Raw genomic sequence first — 17,791 nt, 5'->3', positions numbered from 1 at the left:
GTGAAAAGCTAAGCCGGATACACACATGGAGCACGAGAATATCGAAAGGCTGGACAGGATCAGCAGTCATCTCCATGCCCTGCTGCATAATGAACAACCCGCGCTCCTTGACCTGACAGGGCACAAGGAGGATGAGATTCGCCAGGTGGGAGAATTCGTCAACGCCCTTACCGAGGCCCTGTCCGCCCTGAGCAAGGCTGCGCACCACCTCTCCATCGGCGACATGGATGTGCGGATTGCGGCCGATCTTCCGGCTTGCCACCATCTCAAGAACCTGCAGGCAACCCTCCGGCATCTTACCTGGCAGACCGGACAGATCGCCAAGGGGGATTTTTCCCAGCGGGTGGAGTTTTTAGGCGATTTTTCCCACTCCTTCAACTGGATGGTCGAGCAGCTTGAAGCCTACCGGCAAAGGATTCTCGGCCAGAACCGCGAACTTGAGCGTCTGGCCACCACCGACCCGCTGACCGGGGTGTATAACCGCCGCTATCTCATGGATTTCGCCACCAAGGAATTTTTGCGTTCGCAACGCTACTCCCATGTCTTTTCCGCGATCCAGATGGATATCGATTATTTCAAGAAAATAAACGATACCCATGGCCACGCGGTCGGCGACGAGGTGATCAAGGCCTTTACCGTCACGTGTCAGGAGGTTCTTCGGGAAAGCGACGTGTTGGGCCGGGTAGGAGGGGAGGAATTTTCCATTATCCTGCCTGAAACCGACAGGGAAGGGGCGTTGATCGTCGCGGAACGGATTCGCCAGGTTATCGCCGATTTGAAGGTATGCGCGGAGGAGCGGATTATCCGTTTTACGGTCAGCATCGGGGTCACCCATCTTCGGCAAGAGGATGCCGGTCTGGAGGCTGTGCTGAGAAGGGCGGACGAGGCCCTCTATCTTGCCAAGAACGGGGGGCGGAACAAGGTGGTCACTGCCTGATGGGTGTTATGGCGCCGCGATTTTCCGCCAGATCGGCAGGGAGGGGCTGAGCCTTTCGAAACGGCGATCCTGCTCGATGGCGTCGCTGTTTTTGTGGTTGGCAATGAGGAGAGCCCCGATCTTCATGGAGTCTTCAATGAGCTTTTCAAAACGGAGCTGCTGAACGCGCCCGGAAAAGGGCCGGTAGTAGTAGATCACCTCGTACTCGCCGAAGTTTCCGTACTTCCAGATATCCGCCTGGGCAATTCGATCCTCGCCAATGAGCTTGGCTGCAATCGGGAAGGAATAGTCATCCTTTTCGATGCCGTACACCTCAAAACCGAACTGTTCGGCAATGAGCAGCACGTTGCCTATCCCGCAGCCCACATCCAAAAAACGGGGCATGGGCGCGGGCGGTTCATCCCGGTCGAGCCCAAGAAAATCGCTCACAAAACGGAGCTGGGCAAAGATCTGCCTGGTGTCCATGGCCACAAAGGGGTATTCGCAGTCGGTGTCGTTGCGGGTTTCCCTGGCGGCATCCCGGCTGTAAAACCCGACAAACCGGTTGATGACGTTAAAAAAAATATCGTGCTCTTCGTTTTCCATGGGTCTTGTGAAAAAATGATTAGGGAATTGGTGGACGAAAACCGTGTATACCACGGATTGCCGTCGAATTCTCCGGGAAAGTTTCCTGGCGCGGGGATTATTCGCTATCGTGCGCCGAATCGAGCATCTCGCCCAGATGTTCCAAGGCGCGGATGGCGGTTTGCGCGAGAAAATGAGCGCCCGTCGGCAGAACCGCTTCGTCAAAATCAAAGCGGGGGCTGTGGGCCGGAGCATCGTGCAGCTCGGTGTGTTTTGCGCCAAAGCGCACTAGGCAGCCGGGAATCCTTTGCAGAAAGAAGGAGAAATCCTCTCCGCCCAGGCTGGGCTGGGGCTGGCTCCGCACCTTGTCCGGCCCGACAATTGTAGCGGCGACCTCCGCGGCGATGCGGGCGGCGCCCGGGTCGTTGATCACCGGCGGGTAGCCCTCCGCACAGGTGAAGGAGGTTGCCACCCGGTGGAGCTGCTCCATGGCAAGGGTCATGCGTTGCAGGCTGGCGAGGCAACCGGCGCGGGTTTCCGGGCTGGTGGTCCGGAGAGTGCCTGTAAGAATCACCTCCGAGGCGATCACGTTGGCGGCGGTGCCTCCGTGGATGGTTCCCACGGTGATCACGGCAGGGCAACAGGGGTGGGTTTCGCGGGCGACGATACCCTGGAGGCTGGTGATGAGCTGGGCCGCGGCCAGGATGCAGTCCGAGGTTTCCTGGGGCTTGGCGCCATGCCCGCCCGGGCCGCGGATCTCGATGGTGAATTCGTCGGTATAGGCGGAGATCAGCCCAGGTTGTACGACAATTTCTTGTACGCCGTAAAGGCGGTCGATATGTCCGGCAAAAATCATATTGACGCCGTCAACACCGCCTTCGTCGATCATGCCCTGCGCGCCGCCGTCCCCTTCTTCCGCGGGCTGGAAGAGGAGAACCACCCGCCCGGGAAGTTCCGCCTCCTGTGCCTTAAGCAGGGCGGCCGCGCCGAGCAACATGGCCACATGGCCGTCGTGCCCGCAGGCATGCATCACCCCAGGGACTTCCGAGGCAAAGGGCAGTCCGGTCTGCTCGAGAATGGGCAGGGCGTCCATGTCGGCCCGCAGGGCGACACAGGGCGCGTCTGTTTCTCTGCTTCCCAGGGTGGCGACGATGCCGGTGCGGCCCACTTGCTCCCGGCAGGGGATGCCCATCTTTTTCAGCTCTTCGGCAATACAGCGTGCGGTGGCGAATTCGGCAAAGGCCAGCTCCGGGTGTTGGTGGAGGTGGCGGCGAATATCCCGCATCCAGGTGATCTGCGCGCTGCTGGGCTTTGGCAGGAGGTTCATGGCGGCTGTATCCCGAAATTAATGCCAACGCTGTTTTTTTTACTTGCGACTTTGCGCCGGTGCGTTATTTTTGCTCTTCTTTACACCCATCATAGTTCCAACTGGACCGCTGTACATCATTAAAATTTATCTTTTTGATGCCGATGACCACAGACTCACGCCCTGTGCAGACAGACGGGCAGGGTGCCGAAAATGGCCACCCCTGCCCCAGCAATGCCGATGATTTTTTCCACCGGGGTCTTGACCTGCACCGGCAGGGAGAGGCGGATTCGGCAATCTCCCTGTACCTTCAGGCCATTTCCCTCTGCCCGGAACATGTGGATGCCTGTTTTTACCTGGCCCTGCTCCAGCGCAATGAGGGCGATTTGGCCGAGGCCGCCCGTTGGTTTGACCAAGCCCATTGCTTGCTGCCGCAGGAGGCAACGATCGTCTATGAGCAAGGCGTAACCCGGTATTCCCTGGAACAGCATCACATGGCCATTGAGCATTTTAAAGAGGTTCTCGTTCTGGACGACACGCACTGGCAGGCGGCCTACAATCTGGGTACCGCGCTTCTCGCCCAAGGCAACATGGCCGAGGCCATCCAAGCCTATCACCGGGCCGCGCAACTCAATCCACAGGATGCCGATATCCATTTCAACCTCGGCTTGGCCTGTAAAAGGGCGGGGCGGCTGGAAGAGTCCATGCAGTCCTATCTCTGCGCCATGGAAATAGCGCCGGACGACGCGGAGGTGCATTACAACCTGGCCCTGGTCTACAAGGGACTGGGTTGCAAGGACGAGGCCATCGCCTCCCTGGAGATCGCCGTGGCCCTGCGCCCGGAATACGGCGCAGCCCACGGCAATCTGGGGGTTCTCTACCTTGACCAAGACAGGGTGGCCGAGGCAAAAGCCTGTTACCGCAAGCTCATCGAGCTGGATCACAACGCGGCCTCGGCCCGGCATATCCTTGCGGCCCTCACCGGCGAAACAACCGCAGTGGCCCCGTCCTCATACATTGCCGAGCTGTTCGACAGCTTTTCCGGCCACTTTGAAGAGCGGCTGCTGGTTGATCTGGAATACCGCACCCCCTGGGAACTCAAAAGCCTGCTGCTTGCCGATCCTGCCGGGCCTCAACATTTTGCCCGCCTTCTGGACCTTGGCTGCGGCACCGGTTTGGTGGGCCAGATTTTTCAGGAAATAAGCGGCTGCCTGGTCGGGGTGGATCTTTCCGCCAAGATGGTGGAGGCGGCAGCGGCCAAGAAGGTGTATGATCATCTGGCCGTGGCCGAGATCGTGACCTTTCTGGAGCAGAACCGGGAGCCCTTCGATCTGATTGTCGCGGCGGATGTCCTGATCTATGTGGGCGAGCTGGACCGGATTTTCGCTATTTTGGCCACAGGGCTTGCGCCACAGGGCAGGTTCCTTTTCTCCACCGAGCAGATGGCAGGGCAGGGCTACCAGTTGCGTCCTTCCGGCCGCTATGCCCATTCTTTTTCCTACATCGAGGCCGTGGCCGCCCGCCATGGCTTTCGCATCCTCAGCACCCAGTCCGCCAACATCCGCAAGGAAAAAGGCGCATGGATACTGGGGGAGCTTTTCCTCCTCGGCTTTTGACCCTTTCCCGACATTTCGTTGCCCGTCTCGGCTTTTTCCCTAAGCATTTCCTGGCCGCAGCCCAGGAAAATATGATTGGGATATTGCCCCTCTGCGGCTGTATACTAAAAGAAAATGATCGCCATGCCGGCTGCTAACACAGAGGGGGGGCTGTTATGACCGCACAGGAACTGGATCTGCTGAAAGAAAAACTCCTCGCCCTGCGTCAGGATGTCTTTCAACGCCTGCGGCGCCTCGACGATGACTGGCAGGAACTTGCCGAAAAGGATACCGAATTTGAGGAGGAGGCGCAAAAGGCCGGGCTCTCCGAACTCAATGCCTTGCTCGATGAGCGGGAAAAAGAGGAGATCGAGGCAATCGATCGTGCCCTGGACAAGATGGACGCCGTGCAGTATGGAAAGTGCGAAGGGTGCGGCGAGCCGATTCCCTTGCCGCGGTTGCTGGCTTTGCCTGCTGCGCGTTTTTGCCTTGCCTGCGGCGCCAAGGCTGAAGAGAAAAGCAGAATTCCGCCCGCACTTCCCTGAGAGCAACACGGGGTCAGCACACAATATTACCATTGCGGGGGATGAGATCTATTTCCACCGCAACAGCCTCATCAACGCCGATTTAGCCGGCCTCTCCTTTGGCGACGAGGCGCGGCTTGTCGAGGACCAGGGGGACAATGGCCCTCAGGCGACCAGTGTGCGCGTGGCCGGCAGACCTTAGCCCGGCGTTTTGGACGGAGAGCAAAATAACCCGATTTTGGGGAGTTGCGATGGTACGGATTTCACAGACGGTTGATATCCCGGAAAACGAGATCGAGATCACCGCCATCCGTGCCCAGGGGGCAGGGGGGCAGAATGTCAACAAGGTCTCCTCGGCCGTGCACCTGCGTTTCGATATCCGCGCCTCGTCCCTGCCGGATTTTTACAAGGAGAGGATGCTGGGGATAAGCGATCAGCGGTTGACCAAGGACGGCGAGATTATTATCAAGGCGCAGCAGTTTCGCAGCCTGGAAAAAAATCGGGCCGATGCCCTGGAACGGCTGGGGGAACTGATCAGGGAGGCGGTCAAGCAGGAACGTAAGCGCAGGCCCACCAAGCCCTCCCGCAGCGCCAAGGAAAAACGGTTGGAAGGCAAGGAAAAGCGGGGCAGGGTGAAGGCCATGCGCGGCAAGGTTTCCGAGTAAACTCTATTCACGAAGGTCAACCGGCGTAGCCAGCACTTTATCGATCCGTTTATCGTCCATGTCCACAACCTCCAGACGCCAACCTTCCCACTCGGTGTAATCTCCGGTGTTGGGCACGCGCCCGAGTAACAGCATGACCAGACCGCTGAGGGTGTGGTAGCGCCCTTTGTCTTCTTCCGGTACAGCCTTGAGTTTGAGGCGATCTTTCAGCTCCGGGATTGGAATTGCTCCATCCAGAAGCCAAGAGCCATCTTCCCGCTGTACAGCCCAGGCATCCTCGGCGTTATGCGGGGTGAACTCCCCGGTAACGGCCTCAATCAAGTCCTGCAGGGTCACCACCCCCTCTATTTCGCCATACTCGTCGATGACGAACGCCATTTGCATGCTATTGGCGCGGAATTGTTCCAGCAATTCCGTGCCGGTGAGCGTTTCCGGGACAAAAACACCGGGGCGGAGAATGGCCGAGAAATCCAACGCCTTGCCCTGAGCCACGGCGGCCAGGGCATGCTTGGCATGGACCACGCCGAGCAGCTTGTCGAGGCCGCCGTCGCACAGCGGAAAGCAGGAATGTTCCGATTCGATCAAGCGCCGCAGGTTGTCCTCCTGGGTCTGCCGGATGTCAAGGTACACCACGGCCGAGCGGGGAATCATCAGGGAGCCGAGTTGCCGGTCATCCAGCCGGAACACGTTGCGCACCATTTCATGCTGGTGCTGCTCGATGATCCCCGATTCAGAGCCCTCTTCCAGCATTGCGTGAATTTCTTCTTCGGTGACGCCGGTGGCGGCGTTCTGATTGACCCCCATGATCCGCAGAAGAGAGTGGGTGGAAAACGACAGCAACAGGACGAAAGGGCGGGCGAGAAGGGCCAGTGTCCGCATGGGACGGGCGACTATGCGGGCAATGGTTTCCGGGTTGATTTGTCCGAGGCGTTTGGGTACCAGTTCGCCGACAACGATGGCAACATAGGTGACCACCATGACGACGGCGGCCGTGGCAATAACGTCGGCTGTCGGTGCCGGCAGCCCGAAGGATTGCAGCCACTGGGAGAATGGGACAGCCAACACCGATTCACCCACAATACCACTCAAAACGCCGATGGAGGTAATGCCGATCTGGATGGTGGAGAGAAAGCGGGTGGGGTCTTCCCCGAGTTCCAGGGCGACACCGGCAGATGCGTCGCCATCGGCAACGAGCTTTTTCAGTCGTGCCTTGCGGGCTGTCAGGAGCGCAATCTCGGACATGGCGAAAACACCATTGAGGGCGATTAGGCCGAACAAGATCAGGATTTTCATTGGCAGCTCGTAATAATTATCATTGGATCGTGCCGGACCAGCGGCAAGACAAAAAAACGCGGTTTTTCAATGGGGTTGCGTGGGAAGCGCTACTTGCCGAAGCCGCAGATGGGATAGGCGCAGGTCTTGCACTGTCGGCACAGGCCGCCGTGCCCCAGCAAGGCCATATCATGCCGGGTGATCTTTTCGCCGCACAGCACCCTGGGCAGGATCAGATCGAAGACGGTGATCTTGTGGAACATGCCGCAGGCAGGCAGCCCCAGCACCGGCACCTCCCCGATATAGCCCACGAGAAACATGGCCCCTGGCAGAACCGGGGTGCCGTAGACGATATCCCGCGCCCCGGCCTTGGCAATGCCTTGCCTGGTTACATCATCCGGGTCCACGGACATGCCGCCGCTGGTGACGATGAGGTCCGCGCCTGCGTCCAGGCAGGCTTTGATTTCCGCGGCAATGGTCTCGATATCGTCCGGGGCGAAGCGGACCGCAACCACCTCCGAGCCGAGTTTTTCCAGTTTCTTGCGCAGCACCGGTTCAAAGGCATCCTTGATCCGGCCATGGAACACCTCGTTGCCGGTGATGATCAACCCGGCCTTGGCCTGTTTCAGTTGGGCAACCTTGAGGATTCCCTTGGCCTTGTCGGCGATGGCAACCGCAGCGTTCACGACCCCTCTTTTGGAAACCAAGGGGATGAGCCTGGTTCCGGCCAGTTGTTCGCCCTGCTTGACCGGGGTATTGTTGTGCAGGGTGGCGCACATGACCTCGCCCAATAGGTTGAACTGGTACAGGGCCTCGACCTCGATCTTGAGCAGCCCGTCATGGGCCGCGACGATGTTGAGTTTGCCTTCCACCGGTTCTCCGGAAACCGAGGTGCCCGGCCCGGCCAGGGAAGAGGCCATCAGTTCGGCCGCCTTGTTTTCATGGATATCGTCCGGCCCCAGCTCCAGCACATAGATGTTGTCCTTGCCAAGCCGTTTCAAGCGTTCGATATCCTCGGCCTGGATGATGTGGCCTTTACGAAAGGCACGGCCCTTGAATTCTTCGCTGCGGATTTCGGTGATGTCGTGGGGCAGGACCATGCCGACGGCCTGCTCAACCGGGATTGTTTTTGTCATATTGTGCTCCAGTAGCCCGATCAGGCTCAGATGATTTCGTAGTAGCGGCCCAACGCACAGGGCTTGCATAAGGGCTTGCCGTCTTGCATGATCTCGCGGCAGTCCTGCACCCAATCCCCGCAGCGCTCGCATTGCACTCGCCGTTTGGGTCGGCCCGGCATGTCCTCTTCGGGCACGGCGACTTTGACCGGTTGCACCTTAAAGAGCTCATTCTCGGGCATGATCCGGTAGGCCTCCAACTGCTGCTTGTACTTGTCGCCGATTTCCGGGCAATATTTTTTTGAGGTCTCCCGTGATTCCTCCAGAGCCGTGATCCGCACCGCCTTGCCGGTCTTGAGATTGACAAAGGTCGCGGCCATGATCCCGTAATCGAGCCATTTCAGGGAGCGCTTGCCCAGGGAACAGCCGGTCACGGTTTGGATGGCGTCGGTGGCACAGCGGTCGATTTCCACCAGCACGTAGAAATCCTTGCGCTGCACCTTGGGATCGTCGATGCCTATCTCCCGCAGGCCGATCATGGACATGCGCACCCCGATGACCTGGCCCGCGCAGATGTGACCATGAATTTTCGTCGATTTTTCAAGAAGTTGATCAAATGTTTCCATGTAATTTCTCCGGTAGTTACAACGGCGCCGTGACCGGCGCAAACCCATGCATACGAATGTAGGCGAAAGGGGAAAATTTTGCCAGAGAAAGTCACGGCGGCGGGAAAATGGCGATGGTTTTGGCACAACAAGGCGGAACCTGCCCGTGGCCAGGCCCTACACAACCTGAGAATATTTCTGCGGAATCGGCGTTACGCGGGGCATCTGGCCCAGGGAATTTTTTTCAACCAGCATGGCGCAGCCATAGCAAGCACCAAGACGCTCGGCAGTGAGCACCTCGTCGGGTGAACCCACCATTTCCACTCTGCCGTTATGCAGCAAGAGCAGCCGATCACCATAGAGGGAGGCCAGGTTGAGATCGTGGGATACCATGATGACCGTGGTGCCTTTTTCCACCCGGAATCGTTCCATGAGATCCATGATCTGAATCTGGTGGGCCGGGTCCAGGGAGGCTGTCGGCTCATCGAGCAGGATGATCTCCGGTTGCTGGCAAAGTGCCCGGGCAATGATCACCCGCTGCCTCTCGCCGCCGCTCAACTGGTCAAGAGGGCGGTCGGCAAGATGGGCCACATCGGTAAAATGCATGGCCTCTTGGGCCAAGGCATGGTCGGCAGACCCCTCAATTCCCATAAGGCCAAGATGCGGGGCCCGCCCCATGAGCACGGTTTCCGCCACGGAAAAGGGGAAGTCCAGGGAAATCTGCTGGGGCACCACGGCAAGCTTGCGCGCCAATTGCCGCCTGGTGTAATCGGCCAATGGCCGACCAAGGATATCTATTCTCCCGTGGGCAATGGGGAGAAGATTGGCCAGCCCCTTGAGCAGACTGGTTTTGCCGCTGCCGTTTGGCCCGATGATGAGATAGAACTCCCCGCGGTGCACCTGCATGGAAATATCCTGCAGCACCTGCCGCTTGCCGTACGAGAGGTCAAGCCCCGTGACAGAGATCACTGGCATCGGCGCGCCCTCCACAGCAAGACGATGAAAAGCGGCGCCCCGATGAGGGCGGTGACAATACCCACCGGCATCTCGCCAGAGGTAGGCAGGGTGCGGGCCAGGAGATCGCAGAGGATCAGGTAGGAGGCGCCGCCCAGGATGCAGGCCGGTACGAGCAGTCGGTGGTCCGGCCCCAGCAGCAAGCGAAGGACATGGGGGATAACCAGACCGACAAAACCGATCAACCCGGACTGGCACACCACCAGGCTCACCATGCAGGTGGTGACCAGCAACAGCAGCATGGTGAGCCGTCGCACGTTGATCCCCAGGCTGGCCGCGGATTCCCGTCCGGCCAGGAGCAGATTCAAGGGTTTCGCCAGCGCGAAAATTACGGCGAAACAAGGCAACAGGGTAAGCAGCACCGGCAAGCGGTCAAGACCGGACATGGAAAGGTCGCCCATGAGCCAGAAGAGGATCTGGTGGACCTCCGAAGTCTGGGTAATGGAGATGAGAAACATGATGATCGCCCCACAGAAGGCATTCATCATTACCCCGCCCAGGAGGAGGGAGTCCCGGCCCATGGAGGTGTTGCCGGAGATCAGGCCGACCACCAGGAGAAGAATCAGGAGGCTGCCCGCAAAGGCGGCCAGGGCCATGCCGGGAAAGGGGGAAAACCCAAGGAGCATGCCGCCGATGGCTCCCACCGCCGAACCGCCCGAGATTCCGAGAATGTACGGCTCGGCAAGCGGATTGCGGAGCAGGGCCTGAAACACCAACCCGCCCAAGGAAAGGGTGGAACCCACCGCAGCGGCCAGGATAACCCTGGGCAACCGGATCTTCCAGACAATAACACTGAAGACCGATTGCGGGTCATCGCTGCCGAAAACCGCGGCCAGCAGCTCGGAAATCCCGTTGCCGGATGGGCCGATGCCCATGCCGAGCAAAAAGCTTATTGCCAGCAGCCCGGCCAGCACGGTGGTCACCAGGGTGAGGCGGACGCCCAGACGAAGGTTATTGAACATGCCCGGCTCCGAACAACTCGGGATGGAGGATGCGAAGCAGCGCCTCCAACCCGTTGATGAGGCGCGGGGTAGGCCGGTCGAAAAAGTTGTCGTTCACCACATGCACCCGGCCCGAGCGCACCGCGGAAAGCTGTGGCCACTGCTGCCACTGCGCTTTCAGTTGCTCCGGCTTCTGTTTGCCGCCCATGGCCGTGACCACCACTACATCCGGATCAAGGGAGAGCACCTTTTCCCAACTGAAGCGCGGATAGTCAACCGGCCCGGCCCCCAGATTGACGCCGCCGGCGATGGTGATCAATTCGTGGATAAAGGTTTTGCTGCCGGCGGTGACGATGGGAGGGGAGTAGAGCTGGAAAAAGACCCGCGGCCGGGTTTGGGTTGTCGCCACCTGTTGCCGCACATGCGCGATACGGCCGGACATCTCGGCAACAAGTGCCTCGGCCCGTGCCGGTACGCCGAGCACCCCGCCCACCCCCTGGATGGCTTCCATGATCCCCTTGATATCGCGCGGGTCGATGACGTACACCGGAATCCCGGCAGCTTCGATCTTTTCCACCTGATGCTTGGGATTGCCGTCCCGGATTCCGAGACAGAGGTCCGGTTTGAGGGCCACGATCCGTTCAAGATCCAGCCGCACATAGGAGCCGACCCTGGGAAGGCTCTTGGCCTCGGCCGGGAAGTCGCTGAATTGGGTGACCCCCACCAGCCTGGCCCCCTGGCCCAGATCGAAGACGATCTCGGCCAGGCTGGGAGCGAGGGCAACGATGCGCTTGGGCGCATTGGGGATCGATACCGTACGGCCGGCCTGGTCCACCACGGTGACCGCAGAACTCAGCCCTGGAAAAAGCAGGGCAACAAGGAGGATGAGGGGGAAAATGGTGTTTCTTTGTATCACTGTGCCTCCCGGCCGTGCGTGCGGCAAAACTCGATGAGATGAGAGGTCGCCTCGGGGGTGGAGCCCAGATGCAGATGCATGTACCCGGCCAGGGTATTGTTCAGGCAAAAGCCTTCGGGCCTGCCGTCATCGAGGCGATACATCCTCTCAACCCAGTCGGGCATGGGGTCTGTCTCCGAATAGTGAAACTCATGGCCGAAAAGGCTCGCACCTTCGGGCCACAGGGTGTTTTTCGTAACCGTTGCCGTGCGGTAGCCGAGCCGTACCAGCCGTTTTTGCATCCGGGCTTTTACCGGAAATACGCCGGCCATGGGATATTCCGTGCCCTCCGCCGTAACCAGCGCCTCGCACAGATACATGAAGCCGCCGCATTCGCCATAGATCGGCAACCCAGCCTTGGCCCGGCGGCCAATCTCCTCCCGGAGGGAACGGTTGGCCGCCAGAGCCTCTGCATGGAGTTCCGGATAACCGCCGCCCAGGTACAAGCCGTCCAGGTCGTCCGGCAACTTCGAGTCGGCCAACGGGCTGAACGGAATCAGCTCCGCGCCGGCCGCCCGCAGCAGGTCGAGGTTGTCCTCATAATAAAAACAAAAAGCCGCATCCCTGGCAATGCCGAGGCGAACGCACGGCACTGTTTTGCGTACTCCCGCCGGCCCGCGAATCTCGGGCAGGACCGCGCCCTTCTCCCGCAACAGCGCGAGATCGACATGTTGGGCCATGACATCGGCGATCCTGTTGATCCTTTCCGAGGAAAGCGGTTCGTCGTGGTCCATGTGGAGACCGAGATGACGGCCGGAAACCAGAAAATCATCATGACGGGGAACCCCGCCCAACACCTCGGCCCGGCAATGTTCGTGCACAGCCTGGGCAAGCAGCCGGTAATGGCTCTCGCTGCCAACCCGGTTGAAGATGACTCCGGCAAAGGTGAGCTGCGGGTCAAAGGACTCAAAGCCATGCACCAGGGCCGCGATGCTCTCGGCGCAGGACGAAGCGTCCACCACTAGCACCACCGGCAGGGCAAGGGTTCTGGCCAAAGATGCAGTGCTGGCCTCGCCGCCGTCGAAGAGCCCCATCACCCCTTCGACAATGACGAAATCTGCAGCGCAGTGTTGGGAAAAGCTCTGCCGCACAAAGGCTGGGCCGCACATCCGCAGATCCAGGTTGCGAGACCCCCGGCCGCTCACCAGCCGGTGCAAGGTGGGATCAATGAAATCCGGGCCGCACTTGAAATACTGCACCGATAAGCCGTCCCGCACCAGGGCCGCACCCAGTCCCAGGCTCACCAGGGTCTTGCCGCTGTCGCTGGACGGGGCTGCCAGGACGATGCCGCTCCCGGTTTTTTTTAAGGTTTCTTGCATTTTTTTTCAGTTCCCCGCCCGCAGGCTGAAACGCACCGGCACCCGGACCCGCATGGCCACGGGCTGCCCGTTGCGCTGGCCAGCGGAAAACCGCCAGGAACGCACGGCCTCCAGGGCTGCGGCGTCCAGGGATTCATGGCCGCTGCCCACGGCAATCCGCAGATCATCCACCCGGCCGGCAACGGAGATCAGCGCTTCAAGCTGCACAACGCCTTCGTGGCCAAGTTTGCGGGCCAGCCGGGGGTAGGGCGGCGGCGGATTGGTTGTGTAGAGCGGGCGGGCCAGCACCTCGCCGGTTGGTGCACCTTCGCCTGTTCCACCGACCGGAGTGGTGTTGGGAGCGGTGCTGCCTAAGCCATCCCCTTGTTGGGCAGTGGCGTGCAGGGGTGGCTCTGATGCAATGGCAAGTCCAGCCTCGGGCCTGGCAGGCGAGGATGACAAGCGTGACGGAGCGATTTCAGGCCTCACCTCTTTATTGTCGTGTATCCCCTTGGCAATAGGTTCTTTTCTGTGTGTAACCGTGGGCGCATTTTTAGAACGCGCTCCACCCGGTGCGTCCGGTTCGCCTTCCTGCTGCAGGGTAAACACCGAAATCACCGAAGGGGGGGCCTGCTCCATGGGCAACAGGCGCCAACCAACCAGAGAGATAAAAAGCAGGGCCCCGTGCAACAGAAACGAGCACAGCAGCGCCCGCACGGGCCCTCCGTGCAAAACGGCAGAGGCAAGCCAAGTGAGAGATACCGGGGTGGGCCGGATTCCGGCCGTGACCTGCCTGTCCGATTGCCCGGCGGTATACAGCTCCAGTGCCCTCGAATCCGTCTTCAATCCGTGCTCCCTTTTTCCCTACCGCATACCCCATTGACCAGCGCTTCCAAGGCTTTTGCCACCAGCGGGGGCAACTGGCCCTCGGGGAAACGCTGGGGCCAGGGTGCAACCGTACGGCCAGCCAGACGTGCAGCCACCGCCTTGGCCCAGGATTCATGCCCTTGCGGATCGGCAAGCCCTGCTTGGGCCGCATCGCTCATGGCCAGCGAACCTGCCATGAACCCGGCGTATTCCGGCTGCATGAGCGCATCCTCCACGGCGGCAACCAATTGCCGGCGATCCAGGGAGCATTCCTCGGGCTCAAGGGGCAGCAGCGAGGCAAGATGTATCCGCCGCTCCTCCAGCCGGGCAAAGATGGAGCGTTCGGCGGTTATTCGGTTCTGTCCAGCAATGGCCCGGCGCACCCCATCATACACTGCGGCGGCAATGAGTTCCCCCATTTTGGTGTGTCCGCCCGCGCCGTTGATCCCGGGTCCCTCGCCCTGCACCACCAAAAGGTTATCGGTGCCAGTGCCCGTGGCGGCATAATGGGGGCTGTAGGTGCTGCGGATGTCCAGGTCGGTCAAGGCCGCGCTCTTGGCCTCGGTGGCGGTGATGATCGCGCGGCTCATGGCCTGTTCGCTCAACCGGGTGTTGGTGAGCAAGACGATATTGATGGTGCCGGGCTCGTAGAAATTGCCGCTGTCTTTGGCCATGCGCATGGCATTGGTTTTGACTCCGGCGGTGACCAGGGCATACACGGTGAGGTCGCGAAACGATTTTTCAGCCACGACCAGATGGTCCATGTCCGCCCCGGTGAACAACAGGCTGGTCTGGGCGGCTGGCCGGGCCAAGGCTGCGGTCACCGTCCGGCGCAAGCCGTCCAAGCCGCTGGTGTGGCCAAGCCCCCAGGAAGGCGGGGGATAATAATGATTGCCCACGCTCATCACGCCCTCCCGCATCCCCTCCAGGGTGGAGAGTACGCGCTGCGGCGTGGTGAAATCCACCACCAGGGTTTTGTTGATAAAATCGCGAATCCGGCTTTTCTGCACCAGTGCCTGCCGGACATAGGGAAGGGGCAGCGCAACCGGCCGCGCCTCGAGCATGTGGTCTGAATACGCCTGGTGCGCTGGATCGGAAAATTCCTGTTCGTACACCCGTGCCGCCAGCCAGGAGACAAAGCCGCCCATGTTGACCCCGGCCCGGCAGGTGAACTCGCAGGGGAAGGAAAAGACTCTTTTGTGTTTGACCGCCTCGATTTTTTGCAGGGCCGGGTTGGCCAGCACCGCCTCGGCGGCTGCGTCCCCGCACACATAGATGGCCTGCGGATTGAACCGGACAATCTCCGCCGGGCTCACCACGATGGACTCCCCATTTTTGCCGAAACGGGGAGGGATCCCGCCAGCGCTCCGGATGAAGTCGTTCTGGAAGGAGTCATCCCCCGGCGTCCTGAGCGGCGTCTGTCCCATCAGCCTCATCACCCGCTGCCGCTTGGTAGCGGGGATGGGCTCCACCTTGGCCCGGATCAGCGCCAACTCTGCGCGAATACCCCCGGCCAGTCCATCCGCCTCCTGCCCCCGGCCAAGCAGAGTGCCAAGATCGTGGAGCCGTTCAAGAGCCTGCTCCACTGAATGAACCGAGGGAAGTTCCACCACGGTGCATTGGTCTTGAAAACGTTTCTTCACCGTGCCGTGCAGGCTGGAGACCAGGATCAGATCGGGGTGGAGGGCCGCGATCCTCTCCAGGGAGGGGGCAACAAAACCACCCACGGTCTCTTTTTTTCCTTGGTCCACCGGCAGGGTATCGTGGCTGGTTATTCCAACAACTGCGTCGCCAGCGCCCACGGCCACCAGCATCTCGGTGGCGGCGGGCACCAGCGACACCACCCGTTGGGGAGGATGATTCACCGGAAATCTTTCCTGCGCATCCCGCAGCGGGTTCGCCCAGGCTGGGGCAGTTGCCCCAGCCCAGAGCAGCACGAGCACAACAATAATACAAGCAGGTCTCTTCCGCATATCTCTTCTCAAAACTCGTAGGCAAGAGAGGCAAAGACCGAGCGGCCCGCGCCGGGGTATCCCTGCCGGGTGGTGCTCCCCAGGGTTTCATCGCGGAAGGTGGCCGTGTAGGTGTCATACCCGGCATCAAAAATATTGTTGCAAGTGATGGCTGCCAGCCAGTGTTCCTGGAAACGCTGGCTTATCCGCAGGTCGGTGGTTATGTAAGAATCCAGGCTGTGCTGGGGTTCGGTGGCTGTGTCCGAGACATAGAAAGCGGGTCGGTCGCCCACATAGCGGACCACCACGCTGGTGGTAAGCCCGGAAAGCAGAAAATAGTCGACCTGCCCCTTAAATAGATTGCGCGGGGTGTATTGGGCCTGCCGCCACATCCCGACCGCCTGCTCTTCCTCCGCATTGGTCCTGGTATAGCCTACGCTCACCCTTACTGAATCCAGGGGCTTGGCCGAAACCCCCAATTCCCAGCCCGTGGCCTCGCAGGCATTGGTGTTTGACGGAGTATATTTGTCCCCCCACGGGCCAGGGAAGGCCGGGTTTTGGGCCCAGTCGATCTTGTCGTCGATGTTCCACTTAAAATAGGTTGCCGATACGGTCAGTTTCTTTTTCAGAAAGGATTGTTCCACTGTGAGATCGCTGTGCCAGCCGGTTTCGGGTTTCAGATCGGGGTTCCCCCGCACATACGCGCTTTCCGGCCAGTAGAGGTCGTTCATGGTGGGCGCCTTGAAGTGCTTGCCATGACCGAGCTTGATGCTGGTCGTCTCCTGGGGGGTCACCACCACGCCGAAACGGGGCAGGGTTTCGTGGCCGAACATGGAGTGCTCCTCATAGCGCAGCCCCGCAAGCAGCTTCAGATACTGGTTCGCCTGCCACTGTGCCTCGCCGTAGTTGCCTTGGGTGAAGACATCATGCTCTGCCTCGGTGGTGGCGGCGGGTAGCGCCACCCCATAGGCATCCAGGGTGCCGACCTCGTTGGTGTAATCGTAATTGCGGTACTGACTGCCTAGCAGCAGGGTAATCCCTTTTGGCAAGCGCATCTCCGCCGTACCCTCCAGCCCTAGAACCTCGTTGGTGACCCAGGTTTCCTGCCCGGCGCCGGTTGCGTTGTAACGCTGATAAAAATAATTTTCCATATTCACCGCATCGCCCCGCAGGGCAAGGGTCAGCCAGGAAAGCGGCTGGCTTTTCAACTCCAGGGCTGAGTAAAAGTTTTGATCACTGCCCTCGTTCACCAGACTTGCGGCATCAGCGTTGTACATCCGGGTTCCGTTGACAATATACTCCTGGGTGGTGTCGGGCGGCTTCACCCCCGGCACCCCGTATTCCCGGTCGATCCAGGCGCCATACAGGCTGGCGGAGAGCAGCTTGTTCTTGTCGTGGACCAGCTTGAGGGAGGCGTCGTTATGGCGGAGGTCGCTGTTGTCGCGAAAGCCGTCGCTTTCCCGGCGGGAAGCAGTGAGATAGTAGCCCAGGCCGTCGGCAACATACATGCCCTGTTCCGCGGAAAGCTCGTAATTGCCTTCGCTGCCAAAGCCGCTTCCCAGCTTCATATCCAGCTTGTCCGGCTCGGGGTTCTTGGTGAGGATGTTCACCGTACCGGCCATGGCGCCGGTGCCGTACAGCAGGGAACCAGGCCCCTTGACCACCTCAACCCGGTCGATGCTGCCCATGGGCAGCAGGCCCAAGTCGGCAGTGCCCACGGAAGGAGAATTGATGTTGATGCCGTTCAGGAAGACCTGGGTGGCGTCGCCGCCCATGCCCCGAATATGGATCTCTTCGGTGGCCCCGCCGTAGTCGCCCCTGGTGCGCCAGTCAAGCCCCGGCTCGTTGGCCAGCAGCTCGCCGAGACTCCTGGCCGGCGCGTCCTCGATATCCCCACCGTCTTTCAGGATCACGGCATTGGGCACATCATGGACGTTTTCCGCTGTCTTGGTCGCCGTTACCACCACCTCATCCATGGTGGCCACCGGCTCGGCGCTGCGTCCGTGAACCGGCCAGGCAACAGTCATGGCCAGCACCGCCGCATACATTTTCTTGTTCATTGTTTGCATCCCTCCAACCAAAATTTTTTTTGATCCGGGGGGCATCCATGAAAGGAAAGCGGATAAAAAAAAATCCCCGGACCGATAAGTATCGATCAGGGGATTTCCCGAAATATCCACT

General features: G+C 60.2%; 16 protein-coding genes. 4 read left to right on the top strand and 12 right to left on the bottom strand.

Annotated elements, in window-relative coordinates; all coding sequences use genetic code 11:
• Positions 1-25: 25 nt before the first annotated feature.
• Complete coding sequence (locus MWR57_RS06090) at positions 26-937, top strand: GGDEF domain-containing protein (protein WP_423123910.1); 912 nt, start codon at positions 26-28, stop codon at positions 935-937.
• A gap of 6 nt (positions 938-943) precedes the next feature.
• Here MWR57_RS06090 and MWR57_RS06085 read toward each other — a convergent pair whose 3' ends face one another.
• On the bottom strand, positions 944-1,522 hold the full coding sequence (locus MWR57_RS06085; RefSeq protein WP_423123909.1) for a class I SAM-dependent methyltransferase: 579 nt from the start codon (positions 1,520-1,522) through the stop codon (positions 944-946).
• 97 nt (positions 1,523-1,619) lie between these two features.
• A complete protein-coding gene (locus tag MWR57_RS06080) occupies positions 1,620-2,828 on the bottom strand; it encodes a M20 metallopeptidase family protein (RefSeq protein WP_423123908.1) in 1,209 nt (402 codons plus the stop codon).
• A gap of 143 nt (positions 2,829-2,971) precedes the next feature.
• Between MWR57_RS06080 and MWR57_RS06075 the strand changes: the two genes are divergently transcribed.
• The 3 genes from MWR57_RS06075 (at position 2,972) to arfB (ending at position 5,591) form a co-directional block, all read left to right on the top strand.
• Complete coding sequence (locus tag MWR57_RS06075; RefSeq protein WP_423123907.1) at positions 2,972-4,423, top strand: tetratricopeptide repeat protein; 1,452 nt, start codon at positions 2,972-2,974, stop codon at positions 4,421-4,423.
• A gap of 155 nt (positions 4,424-4,578) precedes the next feature.
• Positions 4,579-4,947 (top strand): TraR/DksA family transcriptional regulator, encoded by a 369-nt coding sequence (locus tag MWR57_RS06070; protein ID WP_423123906.1) that lies wholly within the window; start codon positions 4,579-4,581, stop codon positions 4,945-4,947.
• Between the two features lie 230 nt (positions 4,948-5,177).
• Positions 5,178-5,591 carry an alternative ribosome rescue aminoacyl-tRNA hydrolase ArfB gene (gene arfB / locus MWR57_RS06065; protein ID WP_423123905.1) on the top strand — a complete coding sequence of 138 codons (414 nt, stop codon included), beginning with the start codon at positions 5,178-5,180 and terminating at the stop codon, positions 5,589-5,591.
• 3 nt (positions 5,592-5,594) lie between these two features.
• Here the strand turns inward: arfB and MWR57_RS06060 are convergent, their stop codons facing one another.
• The 10 genes from MWR57_RS06060 to MWR57_RS06015 all read right to left on the bottom strand — a co-directional run bounded on the left by MWR57_RS06060 (position 5,595) and on the right by MWR57_RS06015 (position 17,670).
• On the bottom strand, positions 5,595-6,884 hold the full coding sequence (locus MWR57_RS06060) for a hemolysin family protein (RefSeq protein ID WP_423123904.1): 1,290 nt from the start codon (positions 6,882-6,884) through the stop codon (positions 5,595-5,597).
• An 89-nt stretch (positions 6,885-6,973) separates the two neighbouring features.
• Positions 6,974-7,999, bottom strand: a complete 1,026-nt coding sequence (locus MWR57_RS06055) for a molybdopterin-binding protein (RefSeq protein ID WP_423123903.1) — start codon at positions 7,997-7,999, stop codon at positions 6,974-6,976.
• 26 nt (positions 8,000-8,025) lie between these two features.
• Positions 8,026-8,604, bottom strand: coding sequence for an FmdE family protein (locus MWR57_RS06050; RefSeq protein WP_423123902.1), 579 nt, complete (start codon positions 8,602-8,604; stop codon positions 8,026-8,028).
• A gap of 156 nt (positions 8,605-8,760) precedes the next feature.
• Positions 8,761-9,558: a heme ABC transporter ATP-binding protein gene (locus MWR57_RS06045; RefSeq protein ID WP_423123901.1), complete on the bottom strand. Its 798-nt coding sequence runs from the start codon at positions 9,556-9,558 to the stop codon at positions 8,761-8,763.
• Complete coding sequence (locus tag MWR57_RS06040) at positions 9,549-10,559, bottom strand: FecCD family ABC transporter permease (protein WP_423123900.1); 1,011 nt, start codon at positions 10,557-10,559, stop codon at positions 9,549-9,551. The genes MWR57_RS06045 and MWR57_RS06040 overlap by 10 nt, the downstream gene beginning before the upstream one ends.
• Complete coding sequence (locus tag MWR57_RS06035) at positions 10,549-11,454, bottom strand: ABC transporter substrate-binding protein (RefSeq protein WP_423123899.1); 906 nt, start codon at positions 11,452-11,454, stop codon at positions 10,549-10,551. Before MWR57_RS06035 ends, MWR57_RS06040 begins: the two co-directional genes overlap by 11 nt.
• Positions 11,451-12,812: a cobyrinic acid a,c-diamide synthase CobB gene (locus MWR57_RS06030; protein WP_423123898.1), complete on the bottom strand. Its 1,362-nt coding sequence runs from the start codon at positions 12,810-12,812 to the stop codon at positions 11,451-11,453. Before MWR57_RS06030 ends, MWR57_RS06035 begins: the two co-directional genes overlap by 4 nt.
• Positions 12,813-12,818: 6 nt before the next feature.
• Complete coding sequence (locus tag MWR57_RS06025; protein ID WP_423123897.1) at positions 12,819-13,637, bottom strand: energy transducer TonB; 819 nt, start codon at positions 13,635-13,637, stop codon at positions 12,819-12,821.
• Positions 13,634-15,631, bottom strand: coding sequence for a helical backbone metal receptor (locus tag MWR57_RS06020; protein ID WP_423123896.1), 1,998 nt, complete (start codon positions 15,629-15,631; stop codon positions 13,634-13,636). The genes MWR57_RS06025 and MWR57_RS06020 overlap by 4 nt, the downstream gene beginning before the upstream one ends.
• A gap of 8 nt (positions 15,632-15,639) precedes the next feature.
• Positions 15,640-17,670, bottom strand: coding sequence for a TonB-dependent receptor plug domain-containing protein (locus MWR57_RS06015; RefSeq protein ID WP_423123895.1), 2,031 nt, complete (start codon positions 17,668-17,670; stop codon positions 15,640-15,642).
• Positions 17,671-17,791: the final 121 nt, after the last annotated feature.

It is taken from the genome of Hydrosulfovibrio ferrireducens (genome assembly GCF_046883345.1).
GTDB lineage: Bacteria > Desulfobacterota > Desulfobulbia > Desulfobulbales > Desulfurivibrionaceae > Thiovibrio > Thiovibrio ferrireducens.
The sequence above is the reverse complement of the archived record's forward strand: the minus strand, read 5'-3'. Positions and strand labels throughout refer to the sequence as shown.

What these genes read in the sequence shown, in the direction of transcription:
- MWR57_RS06090 (WP_423123910.1), top strand. Translation starts at nt 26, where the DNA reads ATGGAGCACGAGAATATCGAAAGGCTGGACAGGATCAGCAGTCATCTC.
- MWR57_RS06085 (WP_423123909.1), bottom strand. Translation starts at nt 1,522, where the DNA reads ATGGAAAACGAAGAGCACGATATTTTTTTTAACGTCATCAACCGGTTT.
- MWR57_RS06080 (WP_423123908.1), bottom strand. Translation starts at nt 2,828, where the DNA reads ATGAACCTCCTGCCAAAGCCCAGCAGCGCGCAGATCACCTGGATGCGG.
- MWR57_RS06075 (WP_423123907.1), top strand. Translation starts at nt 2,972, where the DNA reads ATGACCACAGACTCACGCCCTGTGCAGACAGACGGGCAGGGTGCCGAA.
- MWR57_RS06070 (WP_423123906.1), top strand. Translation starts at nt 4,579, where the DNA reads ATGACCGCACAGGAACTGGATCTGCTGAAAGAAAAACTCCTCGCCCTG.
- arfB (WP_423123905.1), top strand. Translation starts at nt 5,178, where the DNA reads ATGGTACGGATTTCACAGACGGTTGATATCCCGGAAAACGAGATCGAG.
- MWR57_RS06060 (WP_423123904.1), bottom strand. Translation starts at nt 6,884, where the DNA reads ATGAAAATCCTGATCTTGTTCGGCCTAATCGCCCTCAATGGTGTTTTC.
- MWR57_RS06055 (WP_423123903.1), bottom strand. Translation starts at nt 7,999, where the DNA reads ATGACAAAAACAATCCCGGTTGAGCAGGCCGTCGGCATGGTCCTGCCC.
- MWR57_RS06050 (WP_423123902.1), bottom strand. Translation starts at nt 8,604, where the DNA reads ATGGAAACATTTGATCAACTTCTTGAAAAATCGACGAAAATTCATGGT.
- MWR57_RS06045 (WP_423123901.1), bottom strand. Translation starts at nt 9,558, where the DNA reads ATGCCAGTGATCTCTGTCACGGGGCTTGACCTCTCGTACGGCAAGCGG.
- MWR57_RS06040 (WP_423123900.1), bottom strand. Translation starts at nt 10,559, where the DNA reads ATGTTCAATAACCTTCGTCTGGGCGTCCGCCTCACCCTGGTGACCACC.
- MWR57_RS06030 (WP_423123898.1), bottom strand. Translation starts at nt 12,812, where the DNA reads ATGCAAGAAACCTTAAAAAAAACCGGGAGCGGCATCGTCCTGGCAGCC.
- MWR57_RS06020 (WP_423123896.1), bottom strand. Translation starts at nt 15,631, where the DNA reads ATGCGGAAGAGACCTGCTTGTATTATTGTTGTGCTCGTGCTGCTCTGG.
- MWR57_RS06015 (WP_423123895.1), bottom strand. Translation starts at nt 17,670, where the DNA reads ATGAACAAGAAAATGTATGCGGCGGTGCTGGCCATGACTGTTGCCTGG.